19 protein-coding genes and 1 riboswitch are annotated in these 21299 nt (G+C 45.4%); of the genes, 10 read left to right on the top strand and 9 right to left on the bottom strand.

Translation table 11 applies throughout. The features are described 5' to 3' along the window. Positions 1 to 86 precede the first annotated feature (86 nt). Positions 87 to 1067: an MDR family oxidoreductase gene (locus tag FTW16_RS24370; protein ID WP_086712375.1), complete on the top strand. Its 981-nt coding sequence runs from the start codon at positions 87 to 89 to the stop codon at positions 1065 to 1067. A 103-nt stretch (positions 1068 to 1170) separates the two neighbouring features. Here the strand turns inward: FTW16_RS24370 and FTW16_RS24365 are convergent, their stop codons facing one another. Beyond that, the gene (locus tag FTW16_RS24365) at positions 1171 to 2112 is read right to left on the bottom strand and encodes a LysR family transcriptional regulator (protein WP_146492803.1); all 942 of its coding nucleotides are present in this window, start codon (positions 2110 to 2112) and stop codon (positions 1171 to 1173) included. A gap of 156 nt (positions 2113 to 2268) precedes the next feature. Further along, the gene (locus tag FTW16_RS24360; RefSeq protein ID WP_004736674.1) at positions 2269 to 2454 is read right to left on the bottom strand and encodes a hypothetical protein; all 186 of its coding nucleotides are present in this window, start codon (positions 2452 to 2454) and stop codon (positions 2269 to 2271) included. Between the two features lie 149 nt (positions 2455 to 2603). On the opposite strand from FTW16_RS24360, the gene tusA reads away from it, so the two are divergent. Next, positions 2604 to 2855, top strand: a complete 252-nt coding sequence (tusA, locus tag FTW16_RS24355) for a sulfurtransferase TusA (RefSeq protein WP_004736675.1) — start codon at positions 2604 to 2606, stop codon at positions 2853 to 2855. A gap of 83 nt (positions 2856 to 2938) precedes the next feature. Here the strand turns inward: tusA and FTW16_RS24350 are convergent, their stop codons facing one another. Beyond that, a complete protein-coding gene (locus FTW16_RS24350) occupies positions 2939 to 3193 on the bottom strand; it encodes a hypothetical protein (RefSeq protein WP_017058818.1) in 255 nt (84 codons plus the stop codon). 151 nt (positions 3194 to 3344) lie between these two features. Beyond that, positions 3345 to 3899: a TMEM165/GDT1 family protein gene (locus FTW16_RS24345; protein ID WP_017058817.1), complete on the bottom strand. Its 555-nt coding sequence runs from the start codon at positions 3897 to 3899 to the stop codon at positions 3345 to 3347. Positions 3900 to 3992: 93 nt separating this feature from the next. Beyond that, positions 3993 to 4109: riboswitch (yybP-ykoY riboswitch) on the bottom strand. Positions 4110 to 4319: 210 nt separating this feature from the next. On the opposite strand from FTW16_RS24345, the gene glyQ reads away from it, so the two are divergent. The 4 genes from glyQ (at position 4320) to FTW16_RS24325 (ending at position 11100) form a co-directional block, all read left to right on the top strand. Beyond that, the gene (gene glyQ, locus FTW16_RS24340) at positions 4320 to 5234 is read left to right on the top strand and encodes a glycine--tRNA ligase subunit alpha (protein WP_017632669.1); all 915 of its coding nucleotides are present in this window, start codon (positions 4320 to 4322) and stop codon (positions 5232 to 5234) included. 2 nt (positions 5235 to 5236) lie between these two features. After that, positions 5237 to 7303, top strand: a complete 2067-nt coding sequence (glyS, locus tag FTW16_RS24335; protein WP_146492802.1) for a glycine--tRNA ligase subunit beta — start codon at positions 5237 to 5239, stop codon at positions 7301 to 7303. Between the two features lie 202 nt (positions 7304 to 7505). After that, complete coding sequence (locus tag FTW16_RS24330; RefSeq protein ID WP_146492801.1) at positions 7506 to 9593, top strand: alpha-amylase; 2088 nt, start codon at positions 7506 to 7508, stop codon at positions 9591 to 9593. 253 nt (positions 9594 to 9846) lie between these two features. After that, positions 9847 to 11100 carry a valine--pyruvate transaminase gene (locus FTW16_RS24325; RefSeq protein WP_146492800.1) on the top strand — a complete coding sequence of 418 codons (1254 nt, stop codon included), beginning with the start codon at positions 9847 to 9849 and terminating at the stop codon, positions 11098 to 11100. 128 nt (positions 11101 to 11228) lie between these two features. Here FTW16_RS24325 and FTW16_RS24320 read toward each other — a convergent pair whose 3' ends face one another. From FTW16_RS24320 to dnaA, 5 genes are all read right to left on the bottom strand, one after another. Then, on the bottom strand, positions 11229 to 11663 hold the full coding sequence (locus FTW16_RS24320) for an Hsp20 family protein (RefSeq protein ID WP_009848140.1): 435 nt from the start codon (positions 11661 to 11663) through the stop codon (positions 11229 to 11231). A gap of 503 nt (positions 11664 to 12166) precedes the next feature. Continuing rightward, a complete protein-coding gene (gyrB, locus tag FTW16_RS24315) occupies positions 12167 to 14584 on the bottom strand; it encodes a DNA topoisomerase (ATP-hydrolyzing) subunit B (RefSeq protein WP_146492799.1) in 2418 nt (805 codons plus the stop codon). A gap of 17 nt (positions 14585 to 14601) precedes the next feature. Beyond that, entirely contained in the window at positions 14602 to 15681 is a 1080-nt protein-coding gene (gene recF, locus FTW16_RS24310) for a DNA replication/repair protein RecF (RefSeq protein WP_017632663.1), read from the bottom strand. Positions 15682 to 15734: 53 nt separating this feature from the next. After that, a complete protein-coding gene (dnaN, locus tag FTW16_RS24305; RefSeq protein ID WP_017058809.1) occupies positions 15735 to 16835 on the bottom strand; it encodes a DNA polymerase III subunit beta in 1101 nt (366 codons plus the stop codon). Positions 16836 to 16916: 81 nt separating this feature from the next. Next, positions 16917 to 18338 (bottom strand): chromosomal replication initiator protein DnaA, encoded by a 1422-nt coding sequence (gene dnaA / locus FTW16_RS24300; protein WP_086712393.1) that lies wholly within the window; start codon positions 18336 to 18338, stop codon positions 16917 to 16919. Positions 18339 to 18648: 310 nt separating this feature from the next. Between dnaA and FTW16_RS24295 the strand changes: the two genes are divergently transcribed. The 4 genes from FTW16_RS24295 to rpmH all read left to right on the top strand — a co-directional run bounded on the left by FTW16_RS24295 (position 18649) and on the right by rpmH (position 21280). Continuing rightward, positions 18649 to 19398 (top strand): amino acid ABC transporter substrate-binding protein, encoded by a 750-nt coding sequence (locus FTW16_RS24295; protein ID WP_146492798.1) that lies wholly within the window; start codon positions 18649 to 18651, stop codon positions 19396 to 19398. A gap of 135 nt (positions 19399 to 19533) precedes the next feature. Continuing rightward, positions 19534 to 20205 carry an amino acid ABC transporter permease gene (locus FTW16_RS24290; protein ID WP_009848134.1) on the top strand — a complete coding sequence of 224 codons (672 nt, stop codon included), beginning with the start codon at positions 19534 to 19536 and terminating at the stop codon, positions 20203 to 20205. Continuing rightward, entirely contained in the window at positions 20202 to 20939 is a 738-nt protein-coding gene (locus FTW16_RS24285; protein WP_048610829.1) for an amino acid ABC transporter ATP-binding protein, read from the top strand. Before FTW16_RS24290 ends, FTW16_RS24285 begins: the two co-directional genes overlap by 4 nt. A 206-nt stretch (positions 20940 to 21145) precedes the next feature. Next, on the top strand, positions 21146 to 21280 hold the full coding sequence (gene rpmH / locus FTW16_RS24280) for a 50S ribosomal protein L34 (RefSeq protein WP_004735800.1): 135 nt from the start codon (positions 21146 to 21148) through the stop codon (positions 21278 to 21280). The last annotated feature ends 19 nt before the right edge of the window (positions 21281 to 21299 follow it).

The raw sequence follows: 21299 nt of genomic DNA, 5'->3' as shown, positions 1-21299 counted from the left end.
TTCAATGTTGATGTTTCATTATTTTTTCTCGGATGATTCAACTACAGTTACTTCAGTTTCCTAATATTTCTCCCATGGAGCAGATCATGTTTAAAGCACTTGTACTAAACCAAGAAGACAAAAAAACTATCGCATCAGTTTCTCAAATTGAAGAGTCTCAATTACCAGAAGGCAACGTGAAGATCGATGTAAGCTACTCTTCTTTGAACTACAAAGATGGTTTGGCGATTACAGGTAAAGGGCGCATTGTTCGCAACTTCCCGATGGTTCCTGGTATCGACCTTTCTGGTGTGGTTTCACAATCTGATGACCCTCGCTACAAAGCGGGCGACGAAGTAGTTCTGACTGGTTGGGGTGTTGGTGAAGGTCACTGGGGTGGCATGGCTGAGAAAGCAAGCCTAAACGGTGACTGGTTAGTGCCTATGCCTAAAGGTCTAAACGCGAAAAAAGTAATGGCAATCGGTACTGCTGGCTTCACCGCTATGCTTTGTGTGCAAGCAATCGTAGATGCAGGCATCAAGCCAGAAGACGGGGAAATCCTAGTAACAGGTGCAAGTGGCGGCGTAGGCAGTGTGTCTATCACTCTACTAAACCAACTAGGTTACAAAGTAGCAGCAGTAACAGGCCGAGCTTCAGAAAACGGTGAACTACTAAAATCACTAGGCGCGACACGCATTGTTGAACGTGCTGAACTAGAAGAACCAGCTAAACCACTAGAAAAACAACTGTGGGCTGGTGCTATCGATACTGTAGGTAGCAAAGTACTTGCAAAAGTATTGGCGCAAATTGATTACAACGGTGCAGTTGCGATGTGTGGTCTAGCAGGCGGTTTTGACTTACCAACAACAGTAATGCCATTCATTCTACGTAACGTTCGTCTACAAGGTGTTGATTCTGTAATGTGCCCTCGTGAAAAACGCATTAAAGCGTGGGAACAGTTGGCTGAGCTACTACCAGAATCTTTCTACGCTCAAGCAACCAAAGAAGTGTCTTTAGACGGTGCAATTCAAGCCGCAGAAGACATCACTAACGGTCAAATCACTGGTCGCGTTGTTATTAAACTGTAATTGTGAATTAAACTCCCGTAACCCAAAATAACAAAGGGCTGATAGTAATCAGCCCTTTTGCGTTTTTGTCATTTAGGTCGAGTGAGTCCAAACTAAGTCTCAATTAACCCAAACCTACATCCGCAATCCGTTTTTGAATCAGCTCGCCACACTCTTCTTTGACCACTCTTCTTAACCATTGCTGTGAAGCAGAAGAGTCGCAACGAGCATGCCAGATCAGTGAGTAATCAAACGGCATAAACTCAAATGGCAACGGTTTAACGACTAAGTCATAACGCTCTGCTACCAAATAAGCCAAATCAGCAGGTACTGTGATCACTAATGGCATTCTATCGACAATCGCTAATGCCGCTTCAAGATGATAAGCGCGCAGCACCATTTTACGAGGCTGTTGATGAGCTAAAGCGTTGTCTAATAAAGATTTAACACCATCACTGATCGCAATCATCGCATGAGGTAAAGAAACATAATCCTCAAGGCTTAAAGGCTGTTCGGCCAATGGGTGGTTTTTAGATAACAAACACGATACACCAACCGGTCCCAAGACCTCTTGATGAAGTGGTGAAATGCTGCCACTCGGACGACAAATCGCCATATCAACACGTTCGGTACTGAGCTGCTTAAACAAATGCTCATGCTGCAGTGGTGCAAACTCCAAAGAGATATTCGGCGCTTGCTCATATATCTTAGGCAATGCATAAGGCAATATGGTTTGCATCGCGTAGTCAGTGGTCGCAATCAGGAAGCGCTCACTGCAGTAATAGGGATCAAAATCACTCGGGCTAAGTAATTGGCGAAAAGACTCCAAAGGTTGATCAATGCGCTGACTGATCTCGAGGGCTTTCTTGGTAGGAATAAGGTGCTGACCTTGGCGTGTAAACAGCGGATCGTTAAGTAGTTCTCTTAAGCGCCCTAACACTCGACTGGTTGCCGATTGACTTAAGTTAAGACGAAGCGCGGCTTGGCTAACACTGCCCTCTTCAATCAATACTTTTAAGGCGACCAGTAAATTCAGGTCTCTACGATAGATGTCTTCTAATTCCACGCCACTTACCTAGCTGTATACAATTATCATTGGTCACTAAGTTGTTTATAGCATGCTTTAGATAAAAAAAATCCCGCAATTACGCGGGGAAGCCCAAGAAAATCTGGGGATAGTGTCGGAATGTTGTCGTATCGGAATTTGCTTGTTGTATCCGGGTTAGTGCTCTTGCTCCTCGGCTATGCCTTGCCAACGGCGCATCTCTACCCAAATACCAATAATCGTTGCTACTATGCCAAAGATTGGCATCAGTGAGGTCTCTGTCGATGAGCGTAGTACTAACGCACAAAAAGAAATAAAACAGAGAACCGAATAAATTGTTAATCTATCTAATCCTGTCAACATCGCCACTCCTTAGCTAGTTGCCTTTGTTTCAAGTTGTTATCAACTTGTTAACTAAGTTATAGGAAATGATTCTGTTTGCCAAGCACTTATTGCATATTTTTTCTGCAGACGTATTATTCACTCGTTAGATAGATATAGAGATACAAACCATGACATTCAAACCTGAACTGGCAACCCATACTTTAGAAGCTGAAGGCCTGCGTTGCCCAGAGCCAGTAATGATGGTCAGGAAGACAATTAGAAACATGCAGGATGGCGATGTGTTACTGGTAAAAGCTGACGACCCTTCGACAACTCGAGATATTCCGAGCTTTTGTCGATTCATGGATCACCAGTTGGTAGGCCAAGCAACAGAAACGTTGCCTTACCAGTATTTGATCAGAAAGGGATTGGAGGCGTAGCGCCCCACCGACTATCAAGTATCAAAAAAGCCGCTGGTACCTTATGTTCTTAAACAGAACTCAGAGTACCAGCGGCTTTTTGTTTATTCGCTTCTAGACTTGTTTTGCAGATGCTCCAGCTGATGCTGAATTTCTCGGATATCTTTGCGCATCGGAATAATATGCGCGACCCGAATCCAAGCCTCTACCGCAAGCGCAGTCATGATGATGGCACCCGCGACCATTGGCAGCCACATGTCCGTCAACACCATGCCTAATAATGTAAGTGCAAGACCAAAGGTAAATAGATAACTTTGGCTTTGTGGAGTAATACCCATATAACGCGTCAACATAATCATGCCCTCGTGTTCTTAACTCACAAGATTAAAATATCATGACAAGTATGACAGTTATATGTCCGTTCGCTCGATAAACCCCACAATACTGTAAGAGTATGACCTACAACACATTACTCTACTGATTGAGTATAATAAGACTCAATACCACCTATCAATAGAAAGCCGCAGCGATAGCTAAACCCACGAATAACAAGGCTGTGATCTTACGAATCAGATCAAGAGGCATCTTATCAGCAGACAGCTTACCGATGATCACCACAGGCACATTTGCCAGCAACATACCAATGGTTGTACCCAGAATCACCCACGCTAATGCATCCGCATATTGAGCCCCTAGGATAGAGGTCGCAATTTGGGTTTTATCGCCGATCTCAGCAATAAAGAAAGCGATAAAACTGGCGACAAACGGTCCTCGGTTTGAGATCTGTTCATCGTCATCTAACTTATCGGGAATCAAAATCCAGCCAGCCATCGCAATGAAACTGACCACCAGCACCCACTTTAATACTTCAGGTGAAAGATAATCAGCAACCACGACCCCGAGCCATGCTGCAAGGGCATGATTGGCAATGGTGGCAAAGAAGATAGCTGCGATGATAGGTATCGGCTTGCGATATCGACTGGCTAATAAAAGAGATAGCAACTGAGTCTTATCACCGATCTCGGCTAAGGCGACAGTTGTAATTGAAATTGCTAAAACGCTCACGACATGCTCATTTGGGATGGGGATTATTATATTTAACCAAAGACAAACCTCGCGCCCCATCCCGGTTCACGATGCTTGTCTATGGTCTTGCTAAGCACCACCAAGGTGGTGGTTGCCTCGAACGCCATGATGATTTTGCATCAATTATGTTGACGAACGAACTCATTCAATAGGATATGAATAAGTAAGCTACTCCCCAAAGACCGCGAGATTTTAATAGCCCATGCTTTCAAACACAAGTGTCAAAGTTATCAAAATATCCACTTGTGCCGAAAAACAAACATTAAAGGCACAAAAATCCACTAAACGACATTTTAGACCACTAATTAAACAAGATTACCCCTACTCGCTTTACAAATATCTCGGTATACTCAGAGGTTATTTTTCTCATTCATTTAAAAGAATCGCGCGAACCTGACTATGCAAAAATACGATATCAAAACCTTCCAGGGAATGATCCTCGCGCTGCAGGATTACTGGGCTCAAAACGGTTGTACCATTGTTCAACCTCTAGATATGGAAGTTGGTGCAGGCACCTCTCACCCAATGACATGTCTACGAGCACTTGGCCCAGAGCCAATGTCTACAGCTTACGTACAACCTTCACGTCGTCCTACTGATGGCCGTTACGGTGAAAACCCTAACCGTCTGCAGCACTACTACCAATTCCAAGTAGCGCTAAAACCATCGCCAGACAATATCCAAGAGTTGTACCTAGGCTCCCTAGAGGTTCTTGGTGTTGACCCACTTGTTCACGACATTCGCTTCGTTGAAGATAACTGGGAAAACCCAACACTAGGTGCATGGGGCCTTGGTTGGGAAGTATGGCTAAACGGCATGGAAGTAACTCAGTTTACTTACTTCCAACAGGTTGGCGGCCTTGAGTGTAAGCCAGTAACCGGCGAGATTACATACGGTATCGAGCGTCTAGCAATGTACATCCAGGAAGTAGATTCTGTTTACGACCTAGTATGGAACGTAGCACCAGACGGTTCTAACGTGACTTACGGTGACATCTTCCACCAAAACGAAGTTGAGCAATCAACGTACAACTTCGAGCACGCAGACGTAGATTTCCTATTCACTTTCTTCGACCAGTGCGAGAAAGAGTGTAAAGAGCTACTTGAGCTTGAGAAGCCACTTCCGCTTCCAGCTTACGAGCGCATTCTAAAAGCAGGTCACGCATTCAACATTCTTGATGCGCGCAAAGCTATCTCTGTAACAGAGCGTCAACGTTACATCCTTCGTATCCGCAACCTGACTAAATCAGTTGCTGAGGCGTACTACGCGTCACGTGAAGCGCTTGGCTTCCCAATGTGTAAGAAGGACAAATAATCATGGCGAAGAATTTTCTAATTGAACTGGGTACGGAAGAGCTTCCACCAACAGCACTTCGTTCTCTAGCAGAAGCATTTGCTTCTAACTTTGAAGCAGGTCTTAAAACGGCTGAGCTTTCTCACGAAGGCATCAAGTGGTACGCAGCACCTCGTCGTCTAGCACTTAAAGTAACAGCACTGGCTGAAGGACAAGCAGACAAAGTCGTTGAAAAACGTGGTCCTGCTGTTTCTGTTGCATTCGATGCTGAAGGCAACGCGACTAAAGCAGCACAAGGTTGGGCTCGTGGTAACGGTATTACTGTTGAGCAAGCTGACCGTCTGAAAACAGACAAAGGCGAGTGGCTTCTTTTCAAACAAGAAGTGGCTGGTAAACCTGTTCAAGAATTGGTGATGGACATCGCTGCGAAAGCACTAGCAGGCCTACCAATCCCTAAAGCAATGCGCTGGGGTAACTCAGACATTCAATTTATCCGTCCAGTGAAAACACTGACAGTACTACTAGGTGATGAACTTGTTGAAGGCGAAATCCTTGGCGTAGCATCTGCTCGTACTATCCGTGGCCACCGTTTCATGGGCGAACAAGAGTTCACAATCGATTCTGCTGACCAATACCCTGCGATCCTAGAAGAGCGCGGAAAAGTAATGGCAGACTACGAAGCGCGTAAAGCGATCATCCTTGCTGACTCTCAAAAAGCGGCAGCAGCGGTTGGCGGTAAAGCTGACCTAGAAGATGACCTTGTTGAAGAAGTAACGTCTCTAGTTGAATGGCCAGTAGTACTTACAGCGAAGTTTGAAGAAGAGTTCCTAAAAGTACCTTCTGAAGCTTTGGTTTACACCATGAAGGGTGACCAAAAGTACTTCCCTGTTTACGACGAAAACAAGAAGCTACTTCCTAACTTTATCTTCGTATCAAACATCGAGTCTAAAGAGCCTCGTCACGTTATCGAAGGTAACGAGAAAGTGGTACGTCCGCGTCTTGCTGATGCTGAGTTCTTCTTCAACACCGACCGTAAGCGTCCGCTAATCGATCGTCTTGCTGAGCTAGACCAAGCTATCTTCCAGAAGCAGCTTGGTACTATCAAAGACAAAACAGACCGCATCACAGAACTTGCTGGCTACATCGCCGAGCAAATCGATGCTGACGTTGAGAAATCTAAGCGCGCAGGTCTACTGGCGAAGTGTGACCTAATGACATCTATGGTATTCGAATTCACGGATACACAAGGTGTAATGGGCATGCACTACGCGACTCATGATGGTGAAGACGAGCAAGTTGCACTAGCACTTTACGAGCAGTACATGCCTCGTTTCGCTGGTGACGATCTACCAAGCACAGGTATCTCTTCTGCAGTTGCAATGGCAGACAAGCTAGACACTATCGTAGGTATCTTCGGTATAGGCCAAGCACCAAAAGGTTCTGACCCATTCGCGCTACGTCGTGCATCACTAGGTGTACTACGTATCATCGTTGAAAACGGCTACAACCTAGACCTAACCGATCTGATCGGTAAAGCGAAAGAGCTACTAGGCGACAAGCTGACTAACGAAAACGTAGAAGCTGACGTTATCGACTTCATGCTAGGTCGTTTCCGCACATGGTACCAAGATGCTGGTTTCAGCGTTGATATCATCCAAGCGGTACTAGCACGTCGTCCAACTAAGCCAGCTGACTTTGACCAACGCGTTAAAGCGGTTTCTCACTTCCGTGAACTGGAAGCAGCAGAAGCACTAGCAGCAGCGAACAAGCGTGTAGGTAACATCCTTGCGAAATTCGATGGCGAGCTACCAGCTGAAATAGACCTAACGCTTCTTCAAGAAGACGCAGAGAAAGCACTGGCTGAAAACGTTGAAGTAATGACAGAAGCACTAGAGCCAGCATTCGCAACAGGCAACTACCAAGAAGCCCTAAGCAAACTTGCTGACCTACGTGAACCTGTTGATGCATTCTTCGATAACGTAATGGTGATGGCTGATGACGAAGCGCTTAAGAAGAACCGTCTAACGCTACTGAACAACCTACGTAACCTGTTCCTACAAATTGCTGACATCTCTCTACTGCAAAAATAAGCACGAGTGAGACAGGTGCTCTAAGTCCAACTCAGAGTAACCAAAGGTAAACACCCAAAGGGAAGCGAAAGCTTCCCTTTTTGTTTTTGTGAACCAAGCATTTGTTTGTAGAGGTGTTATTGATTATCTGAATGAATCAGCGCTCAGACTGTAGAGGGCATTGTTTGCTATAACTGACCTGTTTATTCAGGGGAAGGGAACAATGAAAAAAACAGTACTCGCGCTTTCAATACTCGCACTCAGCGCATGCAGCCAAACCAGTGATGACAGCTTATTGCTGACGATTGATAACAACACTGTCATATTTGAATCAACAGGAAAAGGCACTGTTATTGCTGAACAGGAACTCGCCAAAGGTAGCTATACCTTCTCTATCAGCGATACTCAAAATACCTGTGGCACCAACTATGCGCTGGCTGAAGAAAACCGCATCAAATTCAATAAACCCCTTCGCCTAGACGACTGCGCCGAGAAGTCTGAATTAGATATCAAGGTCTTTCGCGCTAACACCTACCAGTTTACGCTCAACCCACAAACCAATGAGCTGACGGTTCAGATAAAGCCAAAGCAACAACAAGTACAAAGCTTTGCTTGTCCGGTTCCTAGTGACGAGCCAACGACCATCGACGTTGCTCAAACCTTTGATGATGGCACCTTGGTGAGAGATGCCCTTTCCGGAACACAAGCGACTGTCGCTAACGGCAGCGTCACCATGCAGCCAGCAGAAAATAGCCAAGGTGTCTTGTTGCTAGAAAAGGTTGAGCCCGAAACCAAAGCTGAATTTAGTTGGGATAACGCCACGGTTTACTTCGTGATGACCGACCGCTTCCACAACGGTAACCCTGACAACGACAACAGCTACGGTCGCAGCCAAGACGGACAAGATGAAATCGGCACCTTCCACGGTGGTGACTTAGCAGGCTTAACCGAAAAGCTCGACTACATAGAGTCACTCGGTGCTAATGCTATCTGGATAACGTCTCCGTTAGAGCAGATCCACGGCTGGGTTGGCGGTGGTGATCGCGGTGATTTCAAACACTATGGCTACCATGGTTACTACCATCAAGACTGGACTAAGCTTGATGACAACATGGGTACCGAAGACGAACTGAAAACCTTCATCGATACCGCGCATAGCAAAGGCATTCGTGTCGTTTGGGACGTAGTAATGAACCACACTGGCTACGCCACACTTGCTGATATGCAAGAGTTCGACTTTGGTAAGCTCAACCTCACCGATGAACAAGCCAAAAAAACACTTGGCGAAAACTGGACAGACTGGCAACCCTCTAAAGGCCAGAACTGGCACTACTTCAATAACTACATCTCATACAGCGATAAAGAAGCGTGGGAAAAATGGTGGGGCAAGGCATGGCTGCGCAGCGATATCGGCGCTTATGACTCTCCGGGTTACAACAACCTAACCATGTCTTTGGCGCACCTGCCCGATTTCAAAACAGAATCGACAGAAACCACCGGGCTACCGAACTTCTACCGCAATAAGTCCACCAGCGCGATTGATGAACTCAAAACACCTCGCGACCACCTAATCACTTGGTTATCTGATTGGGTGCGTGAATACGGCGTTGATGGCTTTAGGGTTGATACCGCCAAGCACGTTGAACTGGACGCTTGGGCTGAATTGAAGGAGAGCACCAATCAAGCGCTTGCAGAATGGAAGCAAAACAACCCAGACAAAGCCTTGGATGACCTACCATTTTGGATGACAGGTGAAGTATGGGCACACAGCGTGGTTAAATCCGATTACTTCGCTAACGGCTTTGATTCGATCATCAACTTTGAATTCCAGAGCGACATCGCCCCTAAGGCGCTTAAGTGCCTATCTGATCTTGATGCTGATTACCTTCGCTACGCTGAGAAGATCAACAATGACAGCGAGTTCAACGTGTTGAGTTACCTATCGTCTCACGACACCTCGCTATTCTGGACGCAACACGGCAGTGACTTTGCCAAACAGACCAAAGCAGCGAATGCATTAATGCTGGCTCCCGGCGCAGTGCAGATCTATTACGGGGATGAGATTGCGCGCGGTTTCGGCCCAACAGGATCGGACCCAATGCAAGGTACTCGTTCAGATATGCCTTGGGATAAAATTATAGGCGAACGAGCGGAGTTGCTGGAACACTGGCAAGCGCTTGGTCAATTCCGCCAACGCCACCCAGCGGTTGCTCAAGGCAAGCACATCATCCGCAATAGTAAGGGCTACTATGCGTTCGAACGCCAATACCAAGATGACAAAGTATTGGTTGTTTATACCGGTTCTAAGTAAACGCCGAGTGACATAAAACAGCAGAAACTCAAGGAGAAGCTTAGGCTTCTCCTTTTTGATCTCAAAAACCAGTGCAATAAGCAAGCAGTTACTCATTAGCCAAACTTTATAGAAGTTTTTTACGTGTTAGAGCATTTGGCGCTATGCGTCGCAAAAACATTACGGTATGTTCAAGGAATACACTGATGGCAGACATAAGGTCTGCCTTAATGACACATAACAAGCAATCACAATGAATTAGGTAAAATAAGTAATGCAGTTCTCTAAGTTTGGCGAAAAGTTTAATCGATACTCTGGAATCACTCGTTTAATGGATGATTTGAATGATGGTCTGCGCACTCCTGGCGCTATCATGCTCGGTGGTGGTAACCCAGCCGCTATCCCAGCCATGCTCGATTACTTTAACCAAGCCAGTGCCGACATGCTCGCCAGTGGAGAACTCATCGCCGCCCTCGCCAACTACGATGGCCCGCAGGGTAAAGACAGCTTCATTAAGTCATTAGCTGCAATGCTAAAAGAGACCTATGGCTGGGACATCAGCGAGAAGAACATCAGCCTGACTAACGGCAGCCAAAGTGGCTTCTTCTACCTATTCAACCTGCTAGCTGGTCAACAACCTGATGGTTCACACAAGAAAATCTTGCTGCCGATCGCTCCTGAATACATCGGCTACGGTGACGCAGGGATTGATGACGACATCTTTATCTCTTACCACCCGGAGATCGAGCTGCTAGAAAACCGACAGTTCAAATACCACGTCGATTTCGAACAGCTAAAAGTCGATGACTCAGTAGCTGCTATCTGTGCGTCTCGCCCAACCAACCCAACCGGTAACGTACTGACCGACGAAGAAGTACGTAAACTGGATAAGCTGGCGCGTGAGAACAACATCCCACTGCTGATCGATAACGCCTACGGCCTGCCATTTCCAAACATCATCTTTGAAGACGTTGAACCGTTCTGGAATGAAAATACAATTCTGTGCATGAGCCTATCTAAGCTTGGTTTGCCAGGCGTACGCTGCGGTATCGTGATTGCGAGCGAAGAGGTTACCCAAGCGCTAACTAACATGAATGGCATCATCAGCTTAGCACCAAGCAGTGTTGGGCCTGCAATCGCCAACCACATGATTGAGAACGGTGACCTGCTGCGCTTAAGCAGCGAAGTGATTAAACCTTTCTATAAAGAGAAGTCTTTGCGCGCCGTTGAACTGCTGCAAGAAGCGATTGATGACCCACGTTTCCGCATTCACAAACCTGAAGGCGCTATCTTCTTGTGGCTATGGTTTGATGAACTGCCAATCACCACCATGGAACTGTACGACAGATTAAAAGCTCGTGGTGTATTGATTGTTCCGGGTGAATACTTCTTTATCGGCCAAGAAGACGAGTGGGATCATGCTCATCAGTGCCTGCGTATGAACTACGTACAAGACGATGAAGCAATGCAAAAAGGTATTGCGATCATTGCTGAAGAAGTGAAAAAGGCTTACAGCGAAAGCAAATAGAGATTTCCTAATCGGTCGTTCCTCCCTCTATGGAATGACGTTAGAAGGACAAACAAAAAGAGCACCTCATGAGGTGCTCTTTCACTTTTACTTCCCGATAGTTTTTAGCTCTAAGGAGCTAACAGTAATTAACCTTCTAGTAGGCTATTACCATTGATAGCAATCTTACGTGGTTGCATCGCTTCTGGGATTTCGCGTTCTAGGTCGATGTGAAGAAGACCATTTTCCATGCTTGCACCTACCACTTTTACGTAGTCAGCCAGTTGGAATTTGCGCTCAAAATCGCGCTCTGCAATACCTTGATATACGAAGGTTTTCTCTGCTTCTGCTTTACGCTCACCTTTCACAATTAGCATGTTCTCTTTTTGAGTTAGATCTAATTGGTCATCAGCAAAACCAGCAACGGCCATAGTAATACGGTAGTTGTTCTCGTCTTTTTGCTCGATGTTGTATGGAGGGTAACCGCCAGAAGAGTTCTTCGATGTGTTCGCTTCCATCATGTTGAATAGACGATCGAAGCCGATTGCGTTGCGGTAAAGTGGAGTGAAATCTACAGTTCTCATAATGCTATCCTTTTAGTAAGCAATAGTCTTAGCTGTGAACTTTACTTAGATCGAACCTGTGTATGACCCAGTAAACAGCTAAGAGATTCAATTCGCATTCCTCGGGTTTCACCTCTATTGGCGACAACACTGGGACATGGCAATGAATCAATTTTTAAGTTGTGTGCTGCCAAAGTTATCCTCTATTGAGCGACACTCTAGAAACGGTTATGAAGGTTCTGTTTCTTCTCTTGTAGAGCAAGACAGTCATCCTCTTCACAACTAGATATGTGGATTGAGCAAAATAGTTTCAAGGGATTATTTTCAATTATTTTTCCAATCCAATATTTTTCAATACCTTACAAATACAAAAAAGCACTATCCAAAGGACAGTGCTTTTTAAAATTTTAGTTTTTTAAGACGAAGCTATTTCGTTTTAGTTCAAGGAAGAGGCGCGGAGCATACGAATGTATGTGAGCACCTCTGACACAGAAATTAAGCGAAAGAGCGAAGTATCAAAGAGACTAAACGTCTAGGTTAGCTACTTTCAGTGCGTTCTCTTCGATGAAGTTACGACGAGGCTCAACTTGATCACCCATTAGCGTCGTAAACAACAGATCAGCACCAACAGCGTCTTCGATCGTTACTTGCATCATACGGCGAGTTTCAGGATCCATTGTGGTTTCCCAAAGTTGATCTGGGTTCATCTCACCTAGACCTTTGTATCGCTGTAGGCTTAGACCACGACGAGACTCTTTCACTAACCAGTTCAGAGCTTCAACGAAGCTAGACACTTCTTGAGTACGCTCACCACGCTTAATGTAAGCGCCTTCTTCAATCAAGCCATCAAGAGCTTCAGACAAATCAGCTAACTTCGCAAACTCTTTAGAGTTAATCAGGTCAATGCTCAGTACGTGTTCATGAGTCACACCATGAGTACGAACCACAATCTTAGGAACGCTTAAACCTAGCTCTTCGTGTTTTTCAACTTCAAGGCTGTATTGGCTTGCACCTACTTCTTTCGCGTTTAGCTGCTCAACAAGCTGCTTACCCCAAGCTTCAACTACCGCGTCATCATGACACTGCTCAGCAGTTAGACGAGGAACGTAAATCAGTTCGTGAACTAATGCGCGTGGGTAACGGCGGCTCATACGATCAACTAGCTTGATGCCTGCATTGTATTGCTGAACAAGCTTCTCTAAACCTTCACCTGCAAATGCTGGCGCTTCAGGGTTTACGTGCAGTTCTGCATTGTCTAAAGCTAAAGATACTTGATACTGGTTCATCGCATCTTCATCTTTAATGTACTGCTCTTGCTTACCTTTCTTCACTTTGTAAAGTGGTGGTTGAGCAATGTAGATGTAGCCGCGTTCAATCAGCTCTGGCATTTGACGGTAGAAGAACGTCAGTAGCAGAGTACGGATGTGAGAACCATCGACATCGGCATCGGTCATGATGATGATGTTGTGGTAACGCAGTTTATCTGGGTTGTATTCGTCACGGCCAATACCACAACCAAGGGCTGTGATTAGCGTTGCCACTTCTTGAGAAGACAGCATTTTATCGAAACGTGCTTTCTCTACGTTAAGAATTTTACCTTTAAGCGGTAGGATTGCTTGGTTCTTACGGTTACGCCCCTGCTTAGCTGAACCGCCAGCAGAGTCTCCTTCCACAATGTATAGTTCAGACAGTGCAGGGTCTTTTTCCTGACAGTCAGCAAGCTTACCTGGAAGACCCGCTAAATCTAATGCGCCTTTACGACGAGTCATTTCACGAGCTTTACGCGCTGCATCACGAGCACGTGCTGCATCAATAATTTTAGAACAAACTGTTTTCGCTTCACCTGGGTTCTCAATCAGGAACTCAGACAACTTCTCACCCATTGTAGATTCAACGGCAGACTTCACTTCTGAAGAAACCAGTTTATCTTTAGTTTGGCTTGAGAACTTAGGATCAGGCACTTTAACAGAAACAATCGCCGTCAAACCTTCACGAGCATCATCACCAGAGGTCGCAGTCTTCGCTTTCTTAGAGAAGCCTTCCTTGTCCATGAAGCTGTTCAGAGTACGCGTTAGCGCCGCACGGAAACCCGCTAAGTGAGCACCACCATCACGTTGAGGGATGTTGTTGGTGAAACAGTAGATGTTTTCTTGATAGCCGTCATTCCACTGCATCGCAACTTCAACGGTAATACCGTCTTCACGCTCAGAGTTGAAGTGGAAGATTTTTTGGATGATTGGCGTTTTGTTGGTATTAAGGTGTTCAACAAACGCTTGGATACCGCCTTCGTATTCGAAGTGATCCATTTTGTCTTCTTCGCGCTCGTCAATTAGCTTAATTGACACGCCTGAGTTCAAGAATGATAGCTCACGTAGACGCTTAGCTAAAATGTCGTAATGGAACTCGATGTTAGTGAAGGTTTCTTCACTCGGCCAGAAACGAATCTCTGTACCTGTTTTATCCGTGTCACCGATAACTGCTAGTGGCGCTTGAGGCTCACCGTGGCTGTAGGTTTGAGTGTGGATTTTACCACCACGGTGGATAGTAAGAGTAACTTGCTTAGAAAGTGCGTTAACTACTGAAACACCAACACCGTGCAGACCACCAGATACTTTGTACGAGTTATCATCGAACTTACCACCAGCGTGAAGAACCGTCATGATTACTTCTGCTGCTGATACGTTTTCTTCTGGGTGCAATTCTGTTGGAATACCACGGCCGTCATCGCTCACAGACACAGAACTATCTTCATGGATAGTTACAATGATGTCATTACAGTGACCAGCTAGCGCTTCATCAATAGAGTTATCTACCACCTCAAAAACCATGTGGTGCAGACCGGTACCATCATCCGTGTCGCCAATGTACATTCCAGGACGCTTACGTACCGCATCCAGACCCTTCAGTACTTTAATACTCGATGAATCGTAATTATCTGACATAGTTACTCTCTGACTAATTATCCTTGCTCTATTTTGCCATGTTCCACATGAAACATCCTGCTATTTTCGTCATGCATATCTGCAATCTGATCAGCGGTAATAGAGCTTACAAAAACTTGAGCCTCGGTCGCCTTTAAGCACTCAGCAAGACGTGCGCGGCGTTGGCTATCTAATTCGGAAGCGAAGTCATCTATTAAATAGATACACTGCTTACCTGTCATTTGAGTGAGGTGTTGCCCTTGTGCTACTCGTAGCGCGCACACCATCAACTTCAATTGACCTCGTGACAAGACATCTTCCACTGGAGTGCCGTTCACTTTTATCTTCAGATCCGCTTTGTTTGGCCCACTAAAGGTGTAACCAAGCTGCTGATCCCTTTCAAAATTCTTTTCTAATATCTCAGCGTATGGGGTGTCTTTGTCCCAGCCACGATAATAGTTAATCTTTATCTCAAACTCAGGAAGGAAGGTCGCACAGATTTCTTCGGCGACTTCTTTGAGCTGATCAACGTAGGTGGCACGCCACTGACTGATGCTTTCGGCTAAACGGGCCAGTTCTTGGTCCCAATAGCTCAGCTCTCGATAGTGCGTTGCCGTTTTCAATAAGGCGTTTCGCTGCTTATTGAGGCGCTTTACCCTACCCCAAGCATCATAGAAGCCCGACTCACTGTGGAAAACTCCCCAGTCAATGAATGCTCGGCGATGCTTAGGCCCATCTGTCAGTAAATCAAACCCTTCGGGGTGAATCAACTGCAAAGGTAAGACTTGAGCTAACTGAGCCAACTTTTGCCCAGTTTGACCGCTTATTTTAACCTCTGTCGTGCCATCGCGCTGCTTATTAATGCCAATTGGCAGCTCAAATTGATCCGAGGTCATAAAACGGCCATGCACAAACAGCTCACTACACTCATTTTGTATAATACGACCGGTGAGTGAACTCTTGAATGAGCGACCGTGTCCGAGCAGATACACCGCTTCAAGGACACTGGTTTTGCCGCTTCCGTTAGCCCCTATAAGAAAGTTAAAGCCTGATGACGGTTGAATGTCACAGGCTTCAATATTTCTAAACTGCTTAACGATTAAGCGCGATAAAGGCATAACGTCTTCATATTAATCTTCAATCACGACTCGATAGGTCAACATTTGGCAGCTTATAAGCGAATAGGCATAACAACGTACATCGCGCTGTCATCTTGTGCGTTTTCAATAAGAGCACTCGCATTTGCGTCTGACATTGAGATGCGAACCTGTTCACAACGCAGTGTGTTCAGAACATCCAATACGTAACTTACGTTGAAGCCAATCTCTAGTGCGTCACCGTCGAAGTTAACATCGAGTACTTCTTCTGCTTCTTCTTGCTCTGGGTTGTTCGCTGTAATACGCATCTCACTATCAGCAAGGTTAACGCGAACACCACGGAATTTTTCATTAGATAGAATCGCAGCACGAGAAAATGCTGAACGTAATTCATCACAACCCGCTTCAAGCGTCTTGGTGGTATTTTGCGGCATTACGCGGCGATAATCAGGGAAACGACCATCAACCAGCTTAGAAGTGAAGACATAGTTGTTCACTTCAGCACGCACGTTAGAGTTACCAATTTGCAGCGTTACTGGTTGTTCAGGTGCATCCAATAACTTCACTAGCTCTTGAACACCTTTACGAGGAACAATGATCTGCTTCTGAGCAAAATCTGCCCCTAGCTGTGCTTGAGATACTGCCATACGGTGGCCATCGGTCGCCACGCTGCGCAAGATAGAACCTTCAATCTCAAACAACATACCGTTGAGGTAGTAACGAACATCTTGGTTCGCCATTGAGAATTGTGTTTTCTCGATAAGACCGCGAAGTTCAGCTTGTGTCACTGACACTTCAACTTCGCTGCTCCAGTCTTCAATATTTGGAAAATCTGCCGCAGGTAATGTTGCTAATGAGAAGCGGCTACGACCAGAGCGAACCTGAATGCGGTCACCATCCAATACCACAGTAATCACTGAGTTATCTGGCAATCCACGACAGATATCCAGAAACTTACGTGAAGGTACGGTGATACTGCCTGCTTCGAAATCACCTTCAAGCGTTACACGGCTGATCAGTTCAACTTCTAGATCCGTCGCTGTCATCGACAACACGTTATCTTCTACTTTAATCAGTAGGTTTCCTAGAATTGGAAGCGTTGGCCTGCCACCGAGTGCGCCAGATACTTGTTGTAATGGCTTAATCAGATGACTACGTTCAATGGTAAATTTCATATCTTGCTCTTACGGTCTAAATGGCACTGCGTAATAGTACGTGGCCAAGATTCTGCTTATTAAGGTTAAGAATACTGTGTATTAAGAAGAAAGGGTACGAATCAAGTTCGAATAATCTTCTTTAATGTCGTGACTCTCTTCACGCAGCTGAGCAATCTTACGACAAGCATGCAGCACAGTTGTGTGGTCACGACCACCGAATGCATCGCCAATCTCAGGCAAACTGTGGTTTGTTAGCTCTTTAGCCAATGCCATCGCCAATTGACGTGGACGAGCAACTGAACGAGAGCGACGTTTAGACAATAGATCAGCGACTTTGATTTTATAGTACTCGGCTACTGTCTTCTGAATGTTATCAATGGTTACCAGCTTCTCTTGCAGTGCAAGTAGATCACGCAGTGCTTCACGCACAAAATCAATCGTGATCGGACGGCCAGTGAAGTTTGCATTTGCAATAACACGGTTCAATGCGCCTTCCAGTTCACGAACATTAGAACGTAAACGCTTAGCAATAAAGAACGCCACTTCATCCGCAAGGTGAATTTGGTGGTCTTCTGCTTTCTTCATCAAGATCGCAACACGAGTCTCAAGCTCTGGTGGCTCAATCGCTACCGTCAACCCCCAACCGAAGCGAGATTTAAGACGATCTTCTACCCCATTGATCTCTTTTGGATAACGGTCTGAAGTGAGGATGATCTGTTGGTTGCCTTCAAGCAGCGCATTAAAGGTATGGAAAAACTCTTCTTGAGAACGCTCTTTATTAGCAAAGAATTGGATGTCATCGATAAGCAATGCATCAACACTACGGTAGTAGCGCTTAAATTCTTCGATCGCGTTGTTTTGCAGTGCCTTTACCATATCCTGAACAAAACGCTCTGAGTGCATGTAAACCACTTTCGCATTCGGCTTATTATCAACAATGGCGTTACCCACCGCATGCAACAAGTGCGTTTTACCTAGACCAGTGCCGCCGTATAAGAACAACGGGTTGTAGGCTGTTCCTGGGTTATCAGAAACCTGACGTGCCGCAGCCAAACCTAGTTGGTTCGACTTACCTTCAACAAAGTTGTTGAACTTATGTTTTGGGTTCACGTTTGAGCGATGGTTAAGGTCAACCGCTACAGGCTCTTCATCACGCCAGTTATTATGGACAGGCTTGCGAGCTTGTAATTGCGCAGGTGCCGAAGACTCAGCGGCCACGTCGGCTGCAGTGCGAGTGCGAGTCGGGGCCGGTGTCGCAGGCTTTGGTGCAATCACACGCTTGCTTCCCACTTCAAAATGAAGATGTGGGATATCGTTACCGCAATATTCTTGCAGTAAGCGGTTAATGCTATTTAGATACTTATCACGAACCCAATCGAGTACGAAACGGTTCGGGGCAAATAGAGTTAGAGTATTGTCATTGAGTTCCGCTTGTAACGGACGAACCCACATACTGAATTCTGTAGCTGGTAACTCTTCTTGAAGCTGTTGCAAACACTGCAACCAAAGCGAAGATGACACGGTGCCCTCACTCTATTTAAGTAATATGAAATGACTGCTAATTTTACCTGTTGATAAGTCAGATCACCAGCAATTGATCACAGATCCAGTGAATAAGATCCAAGTTATTCACAATAAATTTGTAATTTATCGGTGGATCCACACATCTTGCCCCTACTTTACTCACACAATGATCCACTTATGCCCGGATCCTTGCTAGTTATCCCCAAATCGGGAATTCAATCTGGTTATGGTTAATAACATCTGGTTATTTATTCTATTGAGCATTTTCCCAGTAACATCCAATCCCATAAATATAAGGAGTTACCAAATGAATAACTGGATTAAGGCTGCAATTGCGGCTATCGCACTCTCTGCTGCTACTGTTCAAGCTGCGACTGAAGTTAAAGTCGGCATGTCTGGTCGCTACTTCCCATTTACTTTCGTTAAGCAAGACCAGCTACAAGGTTTTGAAGTGGATTTATGGGATGAGATCGGTAAACGTAACGACTACAAAGTTGAATACGTAACAGCTAACTTCTCTGGTCTGTTTGGTCTTCTTGAAACGGGTCGCATCGACACCATTTCAAACCAAATTACAATGACGGATGCACGTAAAGCGAAATACCTATTCGCAGACCCATACGTAGTAGACGGCGCACAAATTACCGTTCGTAAAGGTAATGACAGCATTAAGGGGATCGAAGACCTTGAAGGCAAGACGGTTGCAGTAAACCTAGGCTCAAACTTTGAACAACTGCTTCGCAGCTACGACAAAGATGGCAAGATCAATGTAAAAACCTACGATACAGGTATTGAGCATGATGTCGCACTGGGCCGTGCCGATGCATTCGTAATGGATCGCTTATCAGCACTAGAGCTTATCAAGAAGACTGGTCTACCATTACAACTAGCAGGACAGCCATTCGAAACCATTGAAAACGCTTGGCCTTTCGTGGACAACGATAACGGCAAAAAACTGCAAGCCGAAGTAAACAAAGCATTAGCAGCAATGCGCGCAGATGGTACGTTAGAAAGTATCTCTCAGAAATGGTTTGGTGCAGACATTACTCAGAAGTAATCACTCACTTTCACCATTCAAGGCCCACTGCTTTATACAGCGGTGGGCTTTTTGCTTTTGTGCACTGATTAAAAAACCTGATAGAACAGTACTTCCAAATAGAACAACACTTCCAATAAAAATACGAGATAGATTATGGGATTTGACTTTAATTACATGCTAGAGCTGTTGCCGATACTACTGAAGTATTTAGGCACCACGATGGAGATGGCGACTTGGGGCTTGTTCTTTGCTCTGATCCTGTCTCTGATACTGGCGAATATTCGTGTATTCAAAATCCCAGTACTCGACCAATTGAGCCAACTGTACATTAGCTTCTTCCGAGGTACACCATTGTTGGTACAGCTGTTCCTCCTTTACTATGGCTTACCACAAGTATTCCCGTGGATGGTTGGGTTGGATGCATTCAGCGCCGCTGTGATTGGCTTAACCCTGCACTTTGCCGCGTATATGGCAGAAAGTATTCGTGCCGCGATTATCGGTATTGATCGCAGCCAAATGGAAGCCAGTCTTTCGGTAGGTATGACCACCAGTCAAGCCATGCGTCGCGTGATCTTGCCACAAGCAACTCGCGTGGCACTGCCATCATTGATGAACTACTTCATCGACATGATTAAATCGACTTCACTTGCATTCACCCTAGGTGTCGCCGAAATCATGGCTAAAGCTCAGATGGAGGCTTCTTCAAGTTTCCGCTTCTTCGAGGCTTTCTTAGCGGTGGCGCTGATTTACTGGGGCGTGGTGGTTATCCTCACTCGTATTCAAATCTGGGCCGAAGTGAAACTGAATAAGGCATATGTACGATGATCAAATTACAAAATATCCACAAGCAGTTTGGTGACACCGAAGTTTTGAAAGGGATCGACCTAGAAATCAAACAAGGTGAGATTATTGTCATCATAGGCTCAAGTGGTACTGGTAAGTCTACCCTGCTGCGTTGTGTGAATTTTCTAGAGCAAGCCGATCAAGGCACGATTTCGATTGATGACATCAAGGTTGATACTCAGAAACACACTAAGGCAGAGGTGCTTGCACTGCGTCGTAAGACCGGTTTTGTGTTCCAAAACTATGCACTGTTCGCTCACCAAACCGCGAGACAGAATATTGCTGAAGGTTTAATTACTGTTCGTGGTTGGAAAAAGCAGCAAGCCCATGAAAAAGCACAACAAATACTTGATGATATTGGCTTAGGTGACAAAGGTGATAGCTACCCAGCAGCTCTCTCAGGTGGCCAACAACAACGGGTGGGTATTGGCCGTGCAATGGCACTACAACCAGAGCTATTATTGTTTGATGAGCCGACTTCAGCGCTCGATCCTGAGTGGGTTGGCGAAGTGCTTAACCTAATGAAAAAGCTGGCAAATCAGCACCAAACCATGCTGGTGGTTACCCATGAAATGCAGTTCGCTAGAGAGGTCGCAGACCGAGTGATCTTCATGGCTGACGGTCATATTGTCGAGCAGGGATCTCCACAGGATATTTTTGGTAATCCACAGGATCCTAAATTAAAAAAATTCTTAAATAAGGTTGGGATCGACTAAGGATCCTTGTGATTTTAGTTATTCTACGTATAATCCCCCGACCGGAATTTTAGTTAACCCAATCATTGACACTTTTTGTGACAGTGATTACAATTCCGCCTCTTTGTTGAGAGGCGTCGGTTTTCCTTTCTTATATAAAGAAGAGAAAAAATGCCCACGCCGGGTTTAACAAAAACCTAAAACTACTGATCAGTAAGGTAATTACAATGAAACGCACTTTTCAACCTACAGTTCTAAAGCGTAAGCGTACTCACGGTTTCCGTGCTCGCATGGCTACTAAGAACGGTCGCGCAACAATCAATGCACGTCGTGCAAAAGGCCGTAAGCGTCTTTCTAAGTAATCTTTGATTATTTTGAATA

Source organism: Vibrio sp. T20, assembly GCF_007858795.1.
In the GTDB taxonomy this organism is placed as follows: Bacteria; Pseudomonadota; Gammaproteobacteria; order Enterobacterales; family Vibrionaceae; genus Vibrio; species Vibrio satsumensis.
The sequence above is the reverse complement of the archived record's forward strand: the minus strand, read 5'-3'. Positions and strand labels throughout refer to the sequence as shown.

Excerpts from the sequence above, each read along its gene's own strand:
- FTW16_RS24360 (WP_004736674.1), bottom strand. The coding sequence starts at position 2,454 with ATGTTGACAGGATTAGATAGATTAACAATTTATTCGGTTCTCTGTTTT.
- FTW16_RS24330 (WP_146492801.1), top strand. The coding sequence starts at position 7,506 with ATGAAAAAAACAGTACTCGCGCTTTCAATACTCGCACTCAGCGCATGC.
- FTW16_RS24370 (WP_086712375.1), top strand. The coding sequence starts at position 87 with ATGTTTAAAGCACTTGTACTAAACCAAGAAGACAAAAAAACTATCGCA.
- glyS (WP_146492802.1), top strand. The coding sequence starts at position 5,237 with ATGGCGAAGAATTTTCTAATTGAACTGGGTACGGAAGAGCTTCCACCA.
- FTW16_RS24285 (WP_048610829.1), top strand. The coding sequence starts at position 20,202 with ATGATCAAATTACAAAATATCCACAAGCAGTTTGGTGACACCGAAGTT.
- FTW16_RS24350 (WP_017058818.1), bottom strand. The coding sequence starts at position 3,193 with ATGATTATGTTGACGCGTTATATGGGTATTACTCCACAAAGCCAAAGT.
- gyrB (WP_146492799.1), bottom strand. The coding sequence starts at position 14,584 with ATGTCAGATAATTACGATTCATCGAGTATTAAAGTACTGAAGGGTCTG.
- FTW16_RS24325 (WP_146492800.1), top strand. The coding sequence starts at position 9,847 with ATGCAGTTCTCTAAGTTTGGCGAAAAGTTTAATCGATACTCTGGAATC.
- FTW16_RS24320 (WP_009848140.1), bottom strand. The coding sequence starts at position 11,663 with ATGAGAACTGTAGATTTCACTCCACTTTACCGCAACGCAATCGGCTTC.
- glyQ (WP_017632669.1), top strand. The coding sequence starts at position 4,320 with ATGCAAAAATACGATATCAAAACCTTCCAGGGAATGATCCTCGCGCTG.
- tusA (WP_004736675.1), top strand. The coding sequence starts at position 2,604 with ATGACATTCAAACCTGAACTGGCAACCCATACTTTAGAAGCTGAAGGC.
- recF (WP_017632663.1), bottom strand. The coding sequence starts at position 15,681 with ATGCCTTTATCGCGCTTAATCGTTAAGCAGTTTAGAAATATTGAAGCC.
- dnaN (WP_017058809.1), bottom strand. The coding sequence starts at position 16,835 with ATGAAATTTACCATTGAACGTAGTCATCTGATTAAGCCATTACAACAA.
- FTW16_RS24295 (WP_146492798.1), top strand. The coding sequence starts at position 18,649 with ATGAATAACTGGATTAAGGCTGCAATTGCGGCTATCGCACTCTCTGCT.
- FTW16_RS24290 (WP_009848134.1), top strand. The coding sequence starts at position 19,534 with ATGGGATTTGACTTTAATTACATGCTAGAGCTGTTGCCGATACTACTG.
- rpmH (WP_004735800.1), top strand. The coding sequence starts at position 21,146 with ATGAAACGCACTTTTCAACCTACAGTTCTAAAGCGTAAGCGTACTCAC.